Origin of the sequence: Methanosarcina horonobensis HB-1 = JCM 15518, from assembly GCF_000970285.1 — an archaeon.
GTDB lineage: Archaea > Halobacteriota > Methanosarcinia > Methanosarcinales > Methanosarcinaceae > Methanosarcina > Methanosarcina horonobensis.
In genome coordinates this window covers 962363-976901 of sequence record NZ_CP009516.1, presented here as the reverse complement: position 1 = coordinate 976901, position 14539 = coordinate 962363, and the positions used below count along the sequence as shown (strand labels likewise).

16 protein-coding genes are annotated in these 14539 nt (G+C 41.3%); 6 read left to right on the top strand and 10 right to left on the bottom strand.

Going from position 1 to position 14539, the window contains the following annotated elements; all coding sequences use genetic code 11:
• The first annotated feature begins 80 nt into the window (after nucleotides 1–80).
• Both MSHOH_RS04360 and MSHOH_RS04355 read left to right on the top strand, forming a co-directional pair.
• Entirely contained in the window at nucleotides 81–1769 is a 1689-nt protein-coding gene (locus tag MSHOH_RS04360; protein ID WP_048137672.1) for a bifunctional N(6)-L-threonylcarbamoyladenine synthase/serine/threonine protein kinase, read from the top strand.
• On the top strand, nucleotides 1762–2316 hold the full coding sequence (locus MSHOH_RS04355) for an XTP/dITP diphosphatase (RefSeq protein WP_048137670.1): 555 nt from the start codon (nucleotides 1762–1764) through the stop codon (nucleotides 2314–2316). Before MSHOH_RS04360 ends, MSHOH_RS04355 begins: the two co-directional genes overlap by 8 nt.
• An 87-nt stretch (nucleotides 2317–2403) precedes the next feature.
• Here MSHOH_RS04355 and MSHOH_RS04350 read toward each other — a convergent pair whose 3' ends face one another.
• Nucleotides 2404–2790 (bottom strand): hypothetical protein, encoded by a 387-nt coding sequence (locus MSHOH_RS04350; protein WP_239451210.1) that lies wholly within the window; start codon nucleotides 2788–2790, stop codon nucleotides 2404–2406.
• A 349-nt stretch (nucleotides 2791–3139) separates the two neighbouring features.
• Between MSHOH_RS04350 and MSHOH_RS04345 the strand changes: the two genes are divergently transcribed.
• A complete protein-coding gene (locus MSHOH_RS04345) occupies nucleotides 3140–3739 on the top strand; it encodes a hypothetical protein (RefSeq protein ID WP_048137668.1) in 600 nt (199 codons plus the stop codon).
• A 92-nt stretch (nucleotides 3740–3831) separates the two neighbouring features.
• On the opposite strand, the gene MSHOH_RS04340 is transcribed toward MSHOH_RS04345, so the two are convergent.
• Nucleotides 3832–4563, bottom strand: a complete 732-nt coding sequence (locus MSHOH_RS04340) for a cyclase family protein (protein ID WP_048137666.1) — start codon at nucleotides 4561–4563, stop codon at nucleotides 3832–3834.
• Nucleotides 4564–4689: 126 nt separating this feature from the next.
• Nucleotides 4690–4875 (bottom strand): DUF362 domain-containing protein, encoded by a 186-nt coding sequence (locus tag MSHOH_RS04335; protein WP_048137664.1) that lies wholly within the window; start codon nucleotides 4873–4875, stop codon nucleotides 4690–4692.
• Between the two features lie 146 nt (nucleotides 4876–5021).
• Between MSHOH_RS04335 and MSHOH_RS04330 the strand changes: the two genes are divergently transcribed.
• Together MSHOH_RS04330 and MSHOH_RS04325 are read left to right on the top strand one after the other, a co-directional pair.
• A complete protein-coding gene (locus MSHOH_RS04330) occupies nucleotides 5022–6083 on the top strand; it encodes a radical SAM protein (protein WP_048143171.1) in 1062 nt (353 codons plus the stop codon).
• Nucleotides 6084–6294: 211 nt separating this feature from the next.
• Nucleotides 6295–6882, top strand: coding sequence for a metal-dependent hydrolase (locus tag MSHOH_RS04325; protein ID WP_048143170.1), 588 nt, complete (start codon nucleotides 6295–6297; stop codon nucleotides 6880–6882).
• A 123-nt stretch (nucleotides 6883–7005) separates the two neighbouring features.
• Here MSHOH_RS04325 and MSHOH_RS04320 read toward each other — a convergent pair whose 3' ends face one another.
• The 7 genes from MSHOH_RS04320 to MSHOH_RS04290 all read right to left on the bottom strand — a co-directional run bounded on the left by MSHOH_RS04320 (nucleotide 7006) and on the right by MSHOH_RS04290 (nucleotide 13661).
• Entirely contained in the window at nucleotides 7006–7539 is a 534-nt protein-coding gene (locus tag MSHOH_RS04320) for an acyltransferase (protein ID WP_239451209.1), read from the bottom strand.
• A 243-nt stretch (nucleotides 7540–7782) separates the two neighbouring features.
• Nucleotides 7783–8850: an NAD(+) synthase gene (gene nadE, locus MSHOH_RS04315; protein WP_048137661.1), complete on the bottom strand. Its 1068-nt coding sequence runs from the start codon at nucleotides 8848–8850 to the stop codon at nucleotides 7783–7785.
• Nucleotides 8851–9047: 197 nt separating this feature from the next.
• Nucleotides 9048–10058, bottom strand: a complete 1011-nt coding sequence (locus MSHOH_RS04310) for an adenine nucleotide alpha hydrolase family protein (protein ID WP_048137659.1) — start codon at nucleotides 10056–10058, stop codon at nucleotides 9048–9050.
• A complete protein-coding gene (locus MSHOH_RS04305) occupies nucleotides 10039–11517 on the bottom strand; it encodes a class I adenylate-forming enzyme family protein (RefSeq protein WP_048137657.1) in 1479 nt (492 codons plus the stop codon). The genes MSHOH_RS04310 and MSHOH_RS04305 overlap by 20 nt, the downstream gene beginning before the upstream one ends.
• A gap of 5 nt (nucleotides 11518–11522) precedes the next feature.
• Nucleotides 11523–11768: an acyl carrier protein gene (locus tag MSHOH_RS04300; RefSeq protein ID WP_048137656.1), complete on the bottom strand. Its 246-nt coding sequence runs from the start codon at nucleotides 11766–11768 to the stop codon at nucleotides 11523–11525.
• Between the two features lie 271 nt (nucleotides 11769–12039).
• Nucleotides 12040–12951, bottom strand: coding sequence for an RNA-guided endonuclease InsQ/TnpB family protein (locus MSHOH_RS04295; protein ID WP_275425573.1), 912 nt, complete (start codon nucleotides 12949–12951; stop codon nucleotides 12040–12042).
• Between the two features lie 32 nt (nucleotides 12952–12983).
• Nucleotides 12984–13661, bottom strand: a complete 678-nt coding sequence (locus MSHOH_RS04290; protein WP_048137654.1) for a 4'-phosphopantetheinyl transferase family protein — start codon at nucleotides 13659–13661, stop codon at nucleotides 12984–12986.
• A gap of 558 nt (nucleotides 13662–14219) precedes the next feature.
• Between MSHOH_RS04290 and MSHOH_RS04285 the strand changes: the two genes are divergently transcribed.
• Entirely contained in the window at nucleotides 14220–14489 is a 270-nt protein-coding gene (locus tag MSHOH_RS04285; RefSeq protein ID WP_048137652.1) for a DUF2551 domain-containing protein, read from the top strand.
• Nucleotides 14490–14539: the final 50 nt, after the last annotated feature.

Below are 14539 nucleotides of genomic sequence, written 5' to 3'. Positions count from 1 at the left end.
ATACTCAAAAATTCTTCACGGGTATCAGAGAGTATCAAAAAGCAAATGTATTTAACTCTCTCCGGTATTATCCGAAGGCAGTGACAGCAAGCACAGGAAAAGGACTGAAAAGGAGACCTGAAGCCTTGAAAAACACATTCATCCTTGGAATCGAAGGCACTGCCTGGAACCTGAGTGCCGCAGTCGTGACCGAGACCGAGATTATTGCCGAGGTTACGGAAACCTATAAACCCGAAAAAGGCGGAATTCACCCAAGAGAAGCCGCACAGCACCATGCAAAGTATGCAGCAAGTGTTATCAAAAGACTCCTTGAAGAAGCAAAAGAAAAAGGAGTAGAGCCTTCAGACATTGACGGCATAGCTTTTTCGCAGGGACCAGGACTCGGACCCTGCCTCAGGACCGTTGCAACAGCAGCAAGGATGCTCTCTCTGTCCCTCGGAATCCCCCTGGTAGGGGTTAACCACTGCATCGCCCATATAGAGATAGGGATCTGGAGAACTCCTGCAAAAGACCCTGTTGTCCTCTATGTAAGCGGGGCAAACTCCCAGGTTATCTCGTATATGGAAGGAAGATACAGGGTCTTTGGAGAAACTCTGGATATCGGGCTTGGAAATGCCCTTGATAAGTTTGCTCGCGGAGCAGGCCTGCCTCATCCGGGAGGACCTAAAATTGAGGCATGTGCAAAAGACGCGACGAAATATATCCCTCTCCCGTACGTGATTAAAGGAATGGACCTCTCATTTTCCGGTCTCTCCACAGCTGCAAGCGAAGCCCTGAGAAAAAATTCTCTTGAAGACGTCTGCTATTCTTACCAGGAAACAGCCTTTGCAATGGTTGTGGAAGTTGCAGAACGCGCCCTTGCCCATACAGGAAAAAAAGAGGTACTGCTTGCAGGGGGAGTTGGCGCAAATACCAGGCTTCGAGAAATGTTAGATGAAATGTGCGAAGCCAGAGGTGCAAAATTCTACGTGCCTGAAAAGCGCTTCATGGGCGATAACGGGACAATGATTGCATACACAGGGCTCCTGATGTATAAATCAGGAAATATACTTACCCTGGAAGATTCGCGCGTAAACCCGAGTTTCAGGACCGATGATGTAAAAGTGACCTGGATAAAGGAAGAAGAGATGAAAAAGGTCCCTGAAATTTCCCCTGAGGCTTTCTTCAGGATGCCACCCGGAGAAATTCTGGACAACGGAGCTGAAGCTGTTGTTTATCTTGAAGAGGGGCTCGAAGGAAAGAAGGCACTTGTTAAGGAAAGAGTCCCAAAGGCTTACAGGCATAAAGAAATAGATGAGAGGATAAGGAGAGAAAGGAACAGGACAGAAGCCCGCCTTATTTCTGAAGCCAGGCGTGCAGGGGTACCAACGCCAATCATCTACGATGTCGAGGAATTCAAGCTCAAAATGCAGTTCATAGAAGGAGTTCCTATAAAATACCTTATAACCCCTGAGCTTTCGGAAAAGGTTGGAGAGCTTGTAGGCAAACTTCATAGCTCAGGCATAGTACACGGAGACCTTACCACCTCAAACCTCCTGCTGGCAGGAGAGAGGCTTTACCTGATCGACTTCGGGCTTGCTTACTTTGACAAAAGCCTGGAAGCCAGAGGTGTGGACGTCCATGTGCTTTTCCAGACTTTTGAGAGCACTCACCGCGACTATGAAGCTCTTGCCAAAGCTTTCGAAAAAGGGTATGCAAGTACTTTTATAGATTCAGAGGATGTACTCAGGCGAGTTGAAGAGATAAAAAAGAGGGCTCGCTATGCATAAGATAGTTTTTGTTACGGGAAATAAAGGCAAGTTTGCCGAAATAAAGGATATTCTCAAAACTTTCGGTATCGAAGTAATCCAGAATAAAGATGGCTATCCTGAACTCCAGGAAGATGAACTTGAACCTATAGCGGCTCACGGAGCACAGTACATTGCAAATAAACTGAACATGCCTGTAATGGTAGACGACTCCGGAATCTTCATAAACGCCCTTAACGGTTTTCCCGGTCCTTATTCCCGTTTTATCGAAGATAAACTCGGAAACCCCAAAGTGCTGAAACTGATGGAGGGAGAAGAAGACAGGTCAGCATACTTCAAAACCGTGATCGGATACTGTGAGCCTGGACAGGAGCCTCTGGTCTTCCCTGGAGTCGTGGAAGGGAAAATCGCATATGAAGAAAGAGGCACAGGCGGTTTCGGTTACGACCCTATTTTCGAGTACAACGGCATGACCTTCGGAGAACTAGGAGATGAAGAGAAAAATAAGGTTTCCCACAGGCGCAGGGCTGTAGATAATTTTCTGGAATGGTTTACAGGCAGGGCTTAAAACCCTGAATAGATAGCCTGTATTTTGCGTCTTCAGAAGCTACCCGTGAAGGCTGCTTACTTAACCATTTTCTTTTTTCACTCCGCTTCATTCTTCCAGTTTGTGCTTGAGCATATCAAGGGCTACACTGAGCTGATTCAGACCCAGTTTCAGAGCTACCGTGATAATTTTATTATTTGAAGTATTGCAAAACTGCCGCTTGATTGCAAACAGATCCATTATGCACTGCTGATCAAGGACAAGAGGCCCGTCAAGCAAATCTTTTGAAGTAGTCTTACCTTTCATTTCGATTTTCTTAAGGTGAGATTTTTGCATATTCTCCAGTTGCTCAGCCTTTGACCCATTCTCTGACCTTGCAGCCCTTTCCGCAACTTTAGATTCTTCAGGTTTCTGCCCGTGAAAGTATTCCATTTGCTGGAGGCAGTGTGTAAGACAAACATTTCTAATAAATTCTTCGACTTCCATTTCACTCATAGCTGCATATTTTTTTATTTCCTCAAGCTGCTCTTCAGAAAAAGGGATACATAACAGATTTTCATCACATTCTTCGCTTATCCCAAACCCTCCTTTACTTTTCGATAGATTCTATTTTATTTCATTTTTTTTGAATTTTCGTTTGTATTTCCTTCTGGGCTTTATCTGTTGATCATTATTTTATTCAACTTTTTTGCTATCACTTTACTCAGCTTTCTTTAATCAGTTGTCTCCTGTTATCCTTTAACTGTTCTTTATCTTCAAGTTTTCCTTTTGGTTTCTGGCTGCCAGAAAACTTCTCCCCCAGTTAAGTAAAATTTTTTATTATGTCAGTATCATTTACAATTATATGAAAAAATTTAATTCCGACACTGTAGCCGCAGATACGATTCCCCTTAAACTTGTAGTATATCTTGCGCTTCTGGCTGCAGTAGTGCTCCTTCTTGCCCATTTATGGAGCATAACCTCACCGGTCATTCAGGATGCGGAAATAAAAGCTCAGATCGAAACCGCTTCTCTTTCCCTTCTCTCGATTCAGAGAGGGTATGCACGGGACCCGGCGGACAGGAACAGTCCTGAAGGAAGTATGTGCACCCTGACCTTTTCTCTTCCGCCGTCTGTCAGGTACATCAGTTTCGGGGTGGACCCGGACAGGGAATGCAACGGCAACCTGACCGACTCAGAATGGGTCACCGAGAGTAATACCATCATTTACCAGTATAAAAGCGGGGTGAAAAAAAGAGTACTGGTTGAAGGAAACCCAGTCCATTTCATAAAAGGCACACAGAACTCAGAAGGTATGTGGGTCCCAGCTGGAAGTCAGGAGGGTAATGAAACATCTTCAGCTCTTGAAAACACGGCAGTGATAATAGAAGATCCTGTTTCAGGCGAGTTCCTGTTCGAAATGGTCTCCTGCAATGGGACAAAGTATATAATGTCCCGGTTCTGAAAAAAAGTAAAAAATAGGGACAGCCGGAAAGAATAAGGAAAAATCAGGATAGTCATGCCAGCAGATCTGCAGACCCGGAAAACTGGAAAAAATCAGGAGTAAGAAATCAGCAGTGCTCTTGCCGGGGCACCGTCGCAACCCTCAACTTTCAGGGGCAAGCAAAGGAAAAAATAAATTCCTGCTTCTACTGAACTCAGGTCAAGGCATTCCACTATGTTCACGTTATTTGAAAGCAGTATGTGGTGGACAGGCAGGCTTTCTGAAGAGAGACTGTCAACGGAAAAGCTGTCAATTCCGACTGTTTTGAACCCCTGCCGGAAAATCCAGGCTGCAGCACCTGCATCAAGATAAACGGAATTTTCAGGTGACTCCTCAGGTTCCATTCTTTTATCGCTTTCTCCTGATTGAAGATTTGAGGTCTCAGAATTTTTTTCTTTCCTGAAAGAAGATTTTTGTGTTTTCACAAGGAGAATAGAAACACTTTCACTAATTTTCTGGCCATTATAAGCCTTATTAAGGATAGAGTCTGTCAACACCCCATTGATTCGGGAAAAATCCAGAACAACCGCCTGACCCATAAGGCTTTCAATATTTAAATTGTCAACAGTGGGTCCATCTTTCAGGACATGAGAGGGTGCGTCAACATGCGTGCCCGTATGGCTTCCGAAAACCAGCTTGGATACTGCAAACCCGTCCTTTTCGAGAGTGCAGATATTTTCAACCGAAGGCTCGGGATCTCCTGGAAAGATAGGAGTAGAAGGAGAAATGGGTACTGTAATATCTATGATTTTTTTCTTAAATGGTGCTTTTTTCGGGGCAAACATCTTATTCCGACCTTATCCTGATTTTTCCGATTCTATTTCGTCTCTGACTTCACTCTAATTTCGTTTTAATTTAATTCTAGCTTCACTCTGATTTCGTCCCTGTTTCGTTCTTACTTTGTTCTCACTTCAGTCCATGTAGATGATGGATCTATTAGTACATTCATCGATGCATTTCATACAGAGGTTACATTTTTCAGGATCGATTTTCGCAAGCTCGTTTTCCTCATAAATAGCTCCAACAGGACATACATCCCTGCATTTTCCGCATCTTTTACAGCCGAAGACAACAACATACCCATTCGTATCTGACATCAGTGAACCTTTGGAACCGGATAGATATATTAATTTCTGAACCGGACCTGAAGAAATTCCTTCTTATTGAGTTCCTCTCATCAAGGTCCTGGGAAAGCATAAGGAAACAAGCCTTATATAGGACAAAAGAATATGCAGTCTCAGGTATGGAAAAACTCACCAAGGATCAGACAGGCTCTTTTTGCAGTTACCTTTCGGAAGGTTGCAGACTCTGCCAGCAGGGTGCCAAAATGGTGCTCTTTGTAACCGGGCTCTGCCCTAAAAACTGTTTTTACTGCCCGCTTTCCAACGAAAGGCGTGGAAAGGATATTATTTTTGCAAACGAAAGGCCTGTAAAAAGCGATGAGGATTTGCTAAAAGAAGCCGAGCTTATGGACGCCCTCGGGACAGGGATTACTGGCGGAGAGCCTTTACTTAAGGTAGAGAGAGTCGTGTACTACATCCGCCTTCTTAAGGCCTCTTTCGGGAAAAGTCACCATATTCATCTTTATACCTCTCTTGCTCCTGATAGGTGGACCCTTGAAAAACTTGCAAAAGCAGGTCTTGATGAGATTCGCTTCCATCCGCCGCAGTCAGTCTGGGGAGAACTCAGGCACAGCCCTTACTCAGCTGCCTTGCAAAATGCAAAAGAACTGGGAATGGAAACCGGAATCGAAATACCTTCTCTCGAAGGTGCTGAGAAGGTTGCAGCTTTTGCAGAGGAAATGGGGATTTTCCTCAACCTTAATGAACTGGAATTTTCAGATAATAACTCTGAAGCGCTTCTGGAGAGCGGATTTTCCCTGGAATCAGACACCTCGTGTGCTGCTGCCGGTTCCTGCGTCCATGCTGAAAATGCTTATCGTGCCTGTAAAAGGATTCATTTCTGTTCTTCAACCTATAAAGACGCAGTCCAGCTGCGCAAAAGGTTTCAGAGAATTGCAAAAAACACAGCAAGAGAATTTGATGAGATTACAGAAGATGGTACTCTTATCTATGGAGTTATCAATGGAGGGGACCAGACACTTGCAGAAGAGATCCTCAGGGAGGTAGAAGTCCCTGATGAACTTTTTGAAGTTAAAGAAGGAAAAATCGAGGTAGCCTGGTGGGTGCTTGAAGACCTCAAAGACGGGCTTAAAGAAGAGCTTGAACCATTTGGTACAAAGCTTTTCATTATCGAAAGACATCCTTTTGAAGATGGGCTGCTTGTAGAGCTTATTCCTTTATGAACATATCTGTCCTGACTTATACCATTATTCTTTTAAAGAAAATAATTCAATATCTATTCAACGAACCCAGCGACGATCAAAATATTATAGAAGATAGATCAATAGGATTTAAGAACTTTAATCTTCTATCTGGATCAGATACGAAAGATTCTGAATACTCTTAAGTTCTCCTCGTATGGAAAAACACGCTATATCTGAAAAAGGGTTTCTCATGCCATATCCGGTTGTACATGTTCTGTTCTTTCTGTTTTGTGTCGGCGCAGTAGCTTTATATGCTGTAATTGGACCGCTCTCTCGAAGAGAACTTTCACCCAGGGATACAAGAAAGCTGTTATTGCTGGTATTTGTAGGCGGATTAAGCACGCTGCTCCCGGATATAATGGCTGTATATAATTTTCTGGTAAACGACAATTTAGGGCATTCCCTGGTTGGCTCGATCCCGACACATTCGTTTCTGTTCAGTTCCACTGCAATTCTTTTCGGAATGTTTGTCGGATATGCTGCATACAGGGAACTCAGTAAAGCATTCTATATGGCAATCTTTGCAGGATCTGCTTTCGTCACCCACCTGCTGTTAGACGATATTGCAGAAGGAGGCTGTGCTTACCTCTATCCCCTGTACAGTAAACCTATTAGCGTATTCTCAATAATGGATACCGGGTTCGCAGATGCTGGCGGCCTGTTTAATTATTTAATAATATCTTTTGTATCTGTATTCTGCGTTTTCATTGTTATATTAATGGCACTATTCGCTTTGAATAAATTCGGATTTGAGTTCATTTACAGGACTGAAAAATGATCCTGCATTCAGAAAAGTCTCCAGCTCCTGTATGCATGTTGAGAGGACTGGAAAAATAGATAAAAGTAAATTGACGAAAAAAAAGAATGAATGAAAGTTAAGAAAAATTAAAGATCCGTGAAATCAGGTTTGAAGTTCGCCTACGCCGTCAAGCTTCTTAATAACTCTAGCCGGATAACCAAGAGCAAGGCTGTTAGGAGAAATATCCCGGGTAACTACGGATCCGATGCCTATGATGGAATTTTCTCCGATCTCGACTCCCTGAGTGATTATACATCCGGGATTTACAGAAACCCCGCGTCCGATTTTTATGGGAGCTATGGTTCTCGGATAAGCCTGTCTTGTGGTCAGGCTGCCTCTTGTATGGGCAGATAGTATACATCGATCACCGATTTCTGCATAATCTCCTACTGTGATCATCTCGGGATGGATCCTGTCGAAAACGACATCATAACCGATATACACATTTTCCCCGATGTTCACGCCTCGCATTTTGTGCAGTTTTGCTCTCCAGGAAGGAACAGGCACGCACGAGGCGAGACGTTCCAGAGCCCAGTTTCTAAGATATTTTATTCCGAAGATAAGTTTATTGCTGTGATAATGACCAGCCACTTCGCGGTAAGTTACTTTATCTCTGTTTGATACTACGGCAGTCACGGTAATACCCCCCGTTTTGCAGTGGAAAACACCTGCCACTTATATCTATTATTTCCTACGGAAAAATTATATTTATTATGTTGATATTGTTGCCTTTCAAGAAGAAAAACATCTTGAGAGAAAGTATCTCTTAAAAGAAGATATCTCTTAAAAGAAGATATCTCTTAAAGAAAAAACACTCAATAGTTTTTCTGGCAGGTCCTACAAGACCCATATTTAGTTTAAGAACCTGCTCTATGTGGATCACCGTTCTAGATAAAAGACCGGGGGGGCAGCCCGTATATATTCTGTGGTATCTTTTACCCGGTCAATGTGTTTCCAGGCTTTTTCTATAGTATCTCTGGGAAGGCCAGTGTTCTTTTCAGTTATCTCTAAAGACAGTTTATGTTCCTGAGCATACAGAAGCTGGTCTATAACATGCATAGGCATACGCCAGTAGAACTCTTCATCAGTCGTATAATGGCTCCAGGTGTCGGCACTTGGTGGGCGCTTTATTATTTCTTCATTCACCTTAAGGTGTTTTGCCAGAGCATAGATCTGAGTCTTATAGCAGTCAGCCAGAGGTTCGAGGTCCACGCCGCCGTCTCCATATTTCACAAACTGACCCAGAACAAGTTCGGTCTTGTTGGTTGTGCCGCAAACAACATAGTTCAGCTTTTCAGCGTGCATATACTGAACTACCATTCTTGACCGCTGTTTGACCCCCTGGAGCCCGATCAGTTCCAGATAGTCATTTGCTTTCAACCTGTACCTGGCAACTGTTTCTCCATCCTTTATCAGCCTGAGATACGGAACATTAAGCAGACCCTGATTAAGGAAATCAGGCAGTACGAGCGAGGTTTTGTGTACTCTTGGATCATATTCCGGGCAGGTCCTTTTTATAATCTGCTCTTTTTTGTTATAGATGTCAAGTGCCTCAAGGATTGGAGAAATAGGAACTTCCTCATACGAAACTCCCAGGTTTTCGCAGATTTCTGCCCCAAGAGTCTTACTTGAAGGAGCCGACTCTTTTTCAGGAAGGAGGAGTCCGTATACGTTTTCTTTGCCGAACTCCTGTACGCATAATGTAAGGGCTACAGCTGAATCTACCCCTCCCGAAACTCCCAAAACGACTCCTTTTTTCTTAAAAACAGTGACCTGATCTCTTATAAAATCCTTGAGTTTTTCAGCAAGCTTATCAGTATCTCTGTTCAGTTCATTAAGAATATGCACATTGCTGTAATCCATCGAACACCCAGAACCATTCTCTGGTAACTGCTGCTCAAGATTACTTTCTGCAGTCTTCGCTGCGCTATTTTCGGTTGTCTGCATAAACTAGTCCCCTAATTGATTATTTGGATAAATTATTTCTTTGTGAATCAGTTATAAATTTAAACTGCCAATAGCTGTTTATTGGATTTAATGATTCTTTACTAACACTACCTGTAAGATAGTTCCTGTTGAGTTTAATTGCTTAAACTTTAACCAGAACTTACTTTGGCTTATATTTTGGTTTAATTTATTTTGGTTTAATTTATTTCAATCTTAAGCTTCTCTGCAGATTCCTTTATCAGTGGCTGTGAGAGTTCCTGGTTGAGTTTCTCGAGTCCTTCTTCCCTTGACATTTCCCCGCTTCGGACAAGCCCTGCTATATCAAAGGCGTATGGATGGAAGCCGTACTTTTCCAGATGGTTATAACATGCAAAAGAATTCAATGTGCAGTTAGTCGAATTGCTGTCATTGAGAGCAGGAGGCTTCCACCCCAGGCCAACTACCGTCTCAAGTACGGTATCCTCGCTGTATTCCCACAGGCAAAGCGGGTGAAGAATGGACGGAGCGATCTCCCCTATATTTTTAATGACCTCGTTTTTGATAAGGAACCGCTCATCCGTATCATCAACCCCTATTTTTTGAAGCTGCTTTTCAAACAGGTTCCTTGACCATTGTATAAAATTAGCTGAAAGATTAATTATGGGATTGGGGGATTGTCCTGCTGTAAAAGCAAACACGATAAAAGGCGCTTTCTGAACTATTGCCTGTTCCATCAGTTTCTGTTTGATTATGCTGATACAGATATTGCAGATGTCACTTGCTCTGTATTTAGCAAACTTCGGGAACGCATCATAGGATTCGGCTGCCTTTCTGAAGAGCTCGTACAGGTTCTCTTTTTCCATTGTCAGCTTAAAATAGTCACAACCCGCAATCTCACACATTTTTTTTGCATTTATTACGGCATAATCCGAAGTGAACCCGTTATCAAACTGGACAGCAAGTACTTTCAGGAAGGGGTAGTCTTTTTTAAGTTTATAAAGTGTGTATGAAGAATCTTTTCCGCCTGAAAGTGCAAATATCACATCATAGTTGCCCCTGCCACTGTATTCTTTAAAGAGTCCTTCAATCCTGTTAAGATACTGTTCTTTTTCCTGTGAAGAAAGAGGAACATATGTCTCACAGAAATGGCAGAGACCGCTTTCTTCTTTGATTTCTATGCCTGGAATATCCGAATCCAGGACACACTTCTTACATACTAGCTTTGACATGCTGATACTCCTCTATAATGGACCTGTTGGAGATTTTCCCATTCTCGCTCAGCGGAAGATGGTCAATGAAGAGGATCTCTCTGGGGTACAGGTAGCCTGGCAGGTTCTTCCTGCAAAAAGCAAAAATTTTATCGACTTCAGTTCCCTGGTTTGGTATGATCATGAGGCTGATTGCATTGCCCATAAGTTCATGGGATACGGGTACAATAAAAACACTGGAAACCTCATTATTCATCTCGATTTCTTTTTCGATTTCCCTTGGATTAACCCGGTGGTCACCTATTTTAATGAGGTCATCCCTGCGTCCAAGCAGCCTGATATACCCGCCTGGCAGTTTCTGCGCCAGATCTCCTGTATGCAGCCACCCGTCAATGACTCTGTTTTCAGTTGCAGCATCATCGTTCAGGTAACCTAACAGGATATTATCCCCTCTGGCAACAAGCTCGCCTGTGACGCCGGACTCTACCGCCCTGTTTTCAGAATCAAAGACCTCCAGTGTAACCCCGGGGATTGCCTTTCCTATCGTATCGATAAATTCGTCCACATCTTCTGCTGGCAGGTAGGCAAGCCGTGCTGTAGCCTCGGTCTGACCGTACATTGGCAAAATTTGCGTATTAGGACTTAACTCCCTTATACTCCGTACAATAGCCCGGTCCATAGCTCCGCCTGCAGACGCAGCGGTCCTGACGTTTGCAAAAGCTTTTTTGAACCTTTCAGGGTATTTGAGAAGTATACGATAGGTGCTTGGCACTCCATAGAATATGGATACTCCGGATTCGATAAGACTGAAAACAGAGCTTATGAAATTCATTGTTCCGATATTTATTGAGCCTCCAGTCATCAGATGGGAATTAATTATCGAATTCCCGAAGGCATGATGGGGGGAGATTACCAGTGCAGCTTTATCTTTCGGAATTATACTGAGAATCTCGACTATCGATCTTGCGTTTGATATCAGATTTTTGTCGCTTAACATGACTCCTTTAGGGGTTCCTGTTGTGCCTGAGGTGTAAAGCACCAGTCTCAGTTCGGGGTTGTTTCTTTCGAGTATCACTTTTTTTCTGAGAGTCTCAACTTCAGTATCATCCGAAACAACGATCAGAGTCAAAAAACGCTCAAAAAATCCATCTCCAAACCTTAAGTACTGCTTTTTCGTTACGATTATGCCATTAATGCATGCAGCATCAAGGATTCTCTCAAGACTTAAACCCGGTAATTCAATAGGGAGGGGGATTGCGATATTGTCTGACCGATATACTGCCATAAGTATTTTTATGTATTGTATTCCGGACTCAGCCAGTATTGCAAATTTACAATGTTTAAAGTCAGTTAGAGATGAGGCGATGAGATTTACATCCTCATCAAGGCAACTGTAAGAGATGGACTTTTTACCCTCTTCGAGGGCAATCTGGTTAGGAATTTTTCTGGCGTGTTCAGTGATATAAGCATCAATTCTCATGCCCCTCACTTCGCCAGTCTGGTTATCAGGTTGGTAATCCCCTGTAAGGAATCGAAATTCTCCGGAGTCAGCATATCTTCAGGAATTTCGATAGAATATGTTTCACAGATATAATCTATCAATTCCAGTAAACCGATAGAGTCTATGATCCCGCTCTGGGTGAGAGAATCGCTATCATTAAGAGTCATTTCTCTCTCCATGAAAGAATTGTTCTTCAAATAATCGATTATGTTATTTTTTATCTGTTCCATATAATCTTACCCCTTACTTAAACTAGATTATATTAAATCATTAATTGAAAGTAACACACACTTTTTACCTATGTTAGCTGAAAGCCCCAAGGTAAATATGTAATACGACTATATAAATAATTTGAGATTATGACATTATATATCAAAATGTGTTGAAAAATAAGGAGAGAAGGAGATATGTATAATCAGATAACAGTACCTGAATGACGCACATTCAGCAATCAGTACGTCAACTACTCGCGACTGAAGTCGCAAGCATGGATATACCTATTTAAGATAGATTATCCGTATGGATGGTTGACAAACATCCCTGAGATTCTAAGATATACCTGGAATCTCGTGTTCTATGTTCTATGTTGCGAGCACCATTCAAATCTGCATTTAACTCAAACCCACAAGCTTCACAGTGGAATCTTAGTCCTTTTATATTATTTTTAGAGATGTGGTTACATCTATTACAAGTTTGAGATGTGTATTCAGGATTAACATACTCAACTAAAATCCCTACTTGTTTAGCTTTATAATCAACGAAGCTCTGTAATTGTCTGAAAGCCCAACTGTTATGTAAATAACGTTGTTTCTTTCTGAGTTTTCCATTAGTATTCTCTCGAATGTCAGTTAGATCTTCAAGACCAATTACAGATACCTTTTCCTGAACTGCAAATTTAACAATAGCTTTAGAGATGCAATGGTTAACATCTTTCATAAAACGTTGCTCTTTACCTGCTAAGCGTTTTAACACTCTTTTAGCTGATAAAGTTCCCTTAGATTGTAACCTTGCTCTCATTTTAGAATAGATATTACGCTTGTTTTTTATTTCTCCACCTGCAAAAAACTTACATTTTTTGTCAGTAGTAGAAGCAACAGCAAGATAGTTAATTCCAACATCTACACCCATAAAAGTAGATGCTTCTTCTATGGAAGGTTCTTCTATTTCCTGAGAAACTGTTAGATGGAAATAGTAATCTCCGTTATCATGTTTTACAACTTTAGATGCTGCAAACTTCCAAGGTTCTTTAAAATATTGTTTAGCATAATCATAATTTTGGATTTTGTAATTTTTTCGACCAGAACTAAACGTAGTTATACTAACCGAATCTTCCGTTATTGTATAATCTCTTTTATAAGAAAGAGTCATAGAAGATGGAGTATATTCCAATTTCTGCCATTTAGTCTTTTTAATTTTTATTTGTCAACTAAACCATAGTCAATACTTTAAACTATAGTCAATATCTCAAGCCGGCTTATACTAATAGTATGAGGATTCGAGTCAGTAACGATAGAGAAGATATATTTATTGTTTAATGTATAATTTGAATACCAGGCATTATTGAAATCAGGTTCTTTGTAAAGAGAGGAAAGCATGCCTTTGTTAGAAAATTTACAATAAGCTTCTTTTAAAGTCCACATCTTTAAAAAGTTAGTATCGCTTACTGAGTCTCCTGTGTATGAAGATGTTGTTTGAAGATATTTTAAAGTATTTTTTAGCGCAAGAGGTCTTTTAGCTTCGATATCAATACCAACCCTGGTTTTTGATACTGCAAGAGCTACAATGTCTTCTGAGTAGGAAATACAGATATGCAGCTCTTCATGGTTGAGTATATGGACTTCTCCGTACCTGTCTTTATAAGTAGAGATATCCAGAATAGACTCAAGTTTAAGGAGACAACGTAGAATGTGTTTCAAAACAGTCCTGGAGACAATAAATCTTTTTTTGAAATATAATGTTTGAAGTTTTTCCAGATCTTCTTTTTCGGTATTATTGAGATACTCCGTACTGAGCGTATCATAATTATCCAGATCAATAAGAAAGATCAGAATATCATTCTCTTCCCACAGGTGAAGTATATTTTTGAGAGGAATCGAAGAGACCAATAAATTTCCGGCGTACATACAGTTCCATCTATATATTACAGTCAGTAAATATCAATCTGCCTCTGGAGCAGCTCATTTTTTAAATCTATTCTTAAATCCCTTTATTCCAGAGGAGTTTGAACACTGTTTGAATACTTCTACCAGTATAAAATCAGAATTTCTACAGTATAAAATTAGATAGTCCCAAGTTAGACAGTTTCAGATTTTTTTTTCTTTTAAATATCTTTACTAAAAAATATAAAGCAATATTTCTAAAACAAAAGAATGATTTATTATCAGTTTTCCTCTTAAAAAACGACAGGATCTGGTATTTTCGGCATCGGCCGCCGGACCTATAAGATATCTGTAGATCCAGAGAATACTTAAATATAAATATTTAAAAAAAAGTAATCCTAAAATATATAAACGATAAGGATATAGGGTATTCGATTCTTAGAACCCCTTCAAGGGAGTCGCACCTGTTTGGAAATAACAACCAGCACAGGATGAATGTAATAAAAAGAACATAATACAAATTTATCATTAAAACTGAGGTGTCCGAAACTGCAGACTGCGGAAGAAAGGGTAAGAGCGAGATTGATAAAGTATCTCGGCAGGGACGAAAACGGGATACGCAAGGTTGTGCTCAATCTCTTCCTGACCGGAGACAAGTTCACCACCGGTGAAGTTTATGACTTCCTCGACAAAGGAGATTTCGAGGTAAGCTACCGGGGAGTGTCAGCCATGGTCGGGCTTATGAATACGAGGCTTGGAATCCTGAGCATAAATGTCACCGGGGATCACAATGTGTATTCCCTGAAAGAGAATTATAAAAATATTGTCGGCTCTGTTCTTGAGAATTACTGAGCCGCCTTATTGCTGTAAACCCTGTTTTTATGTAATGCGAACTTTCCAGA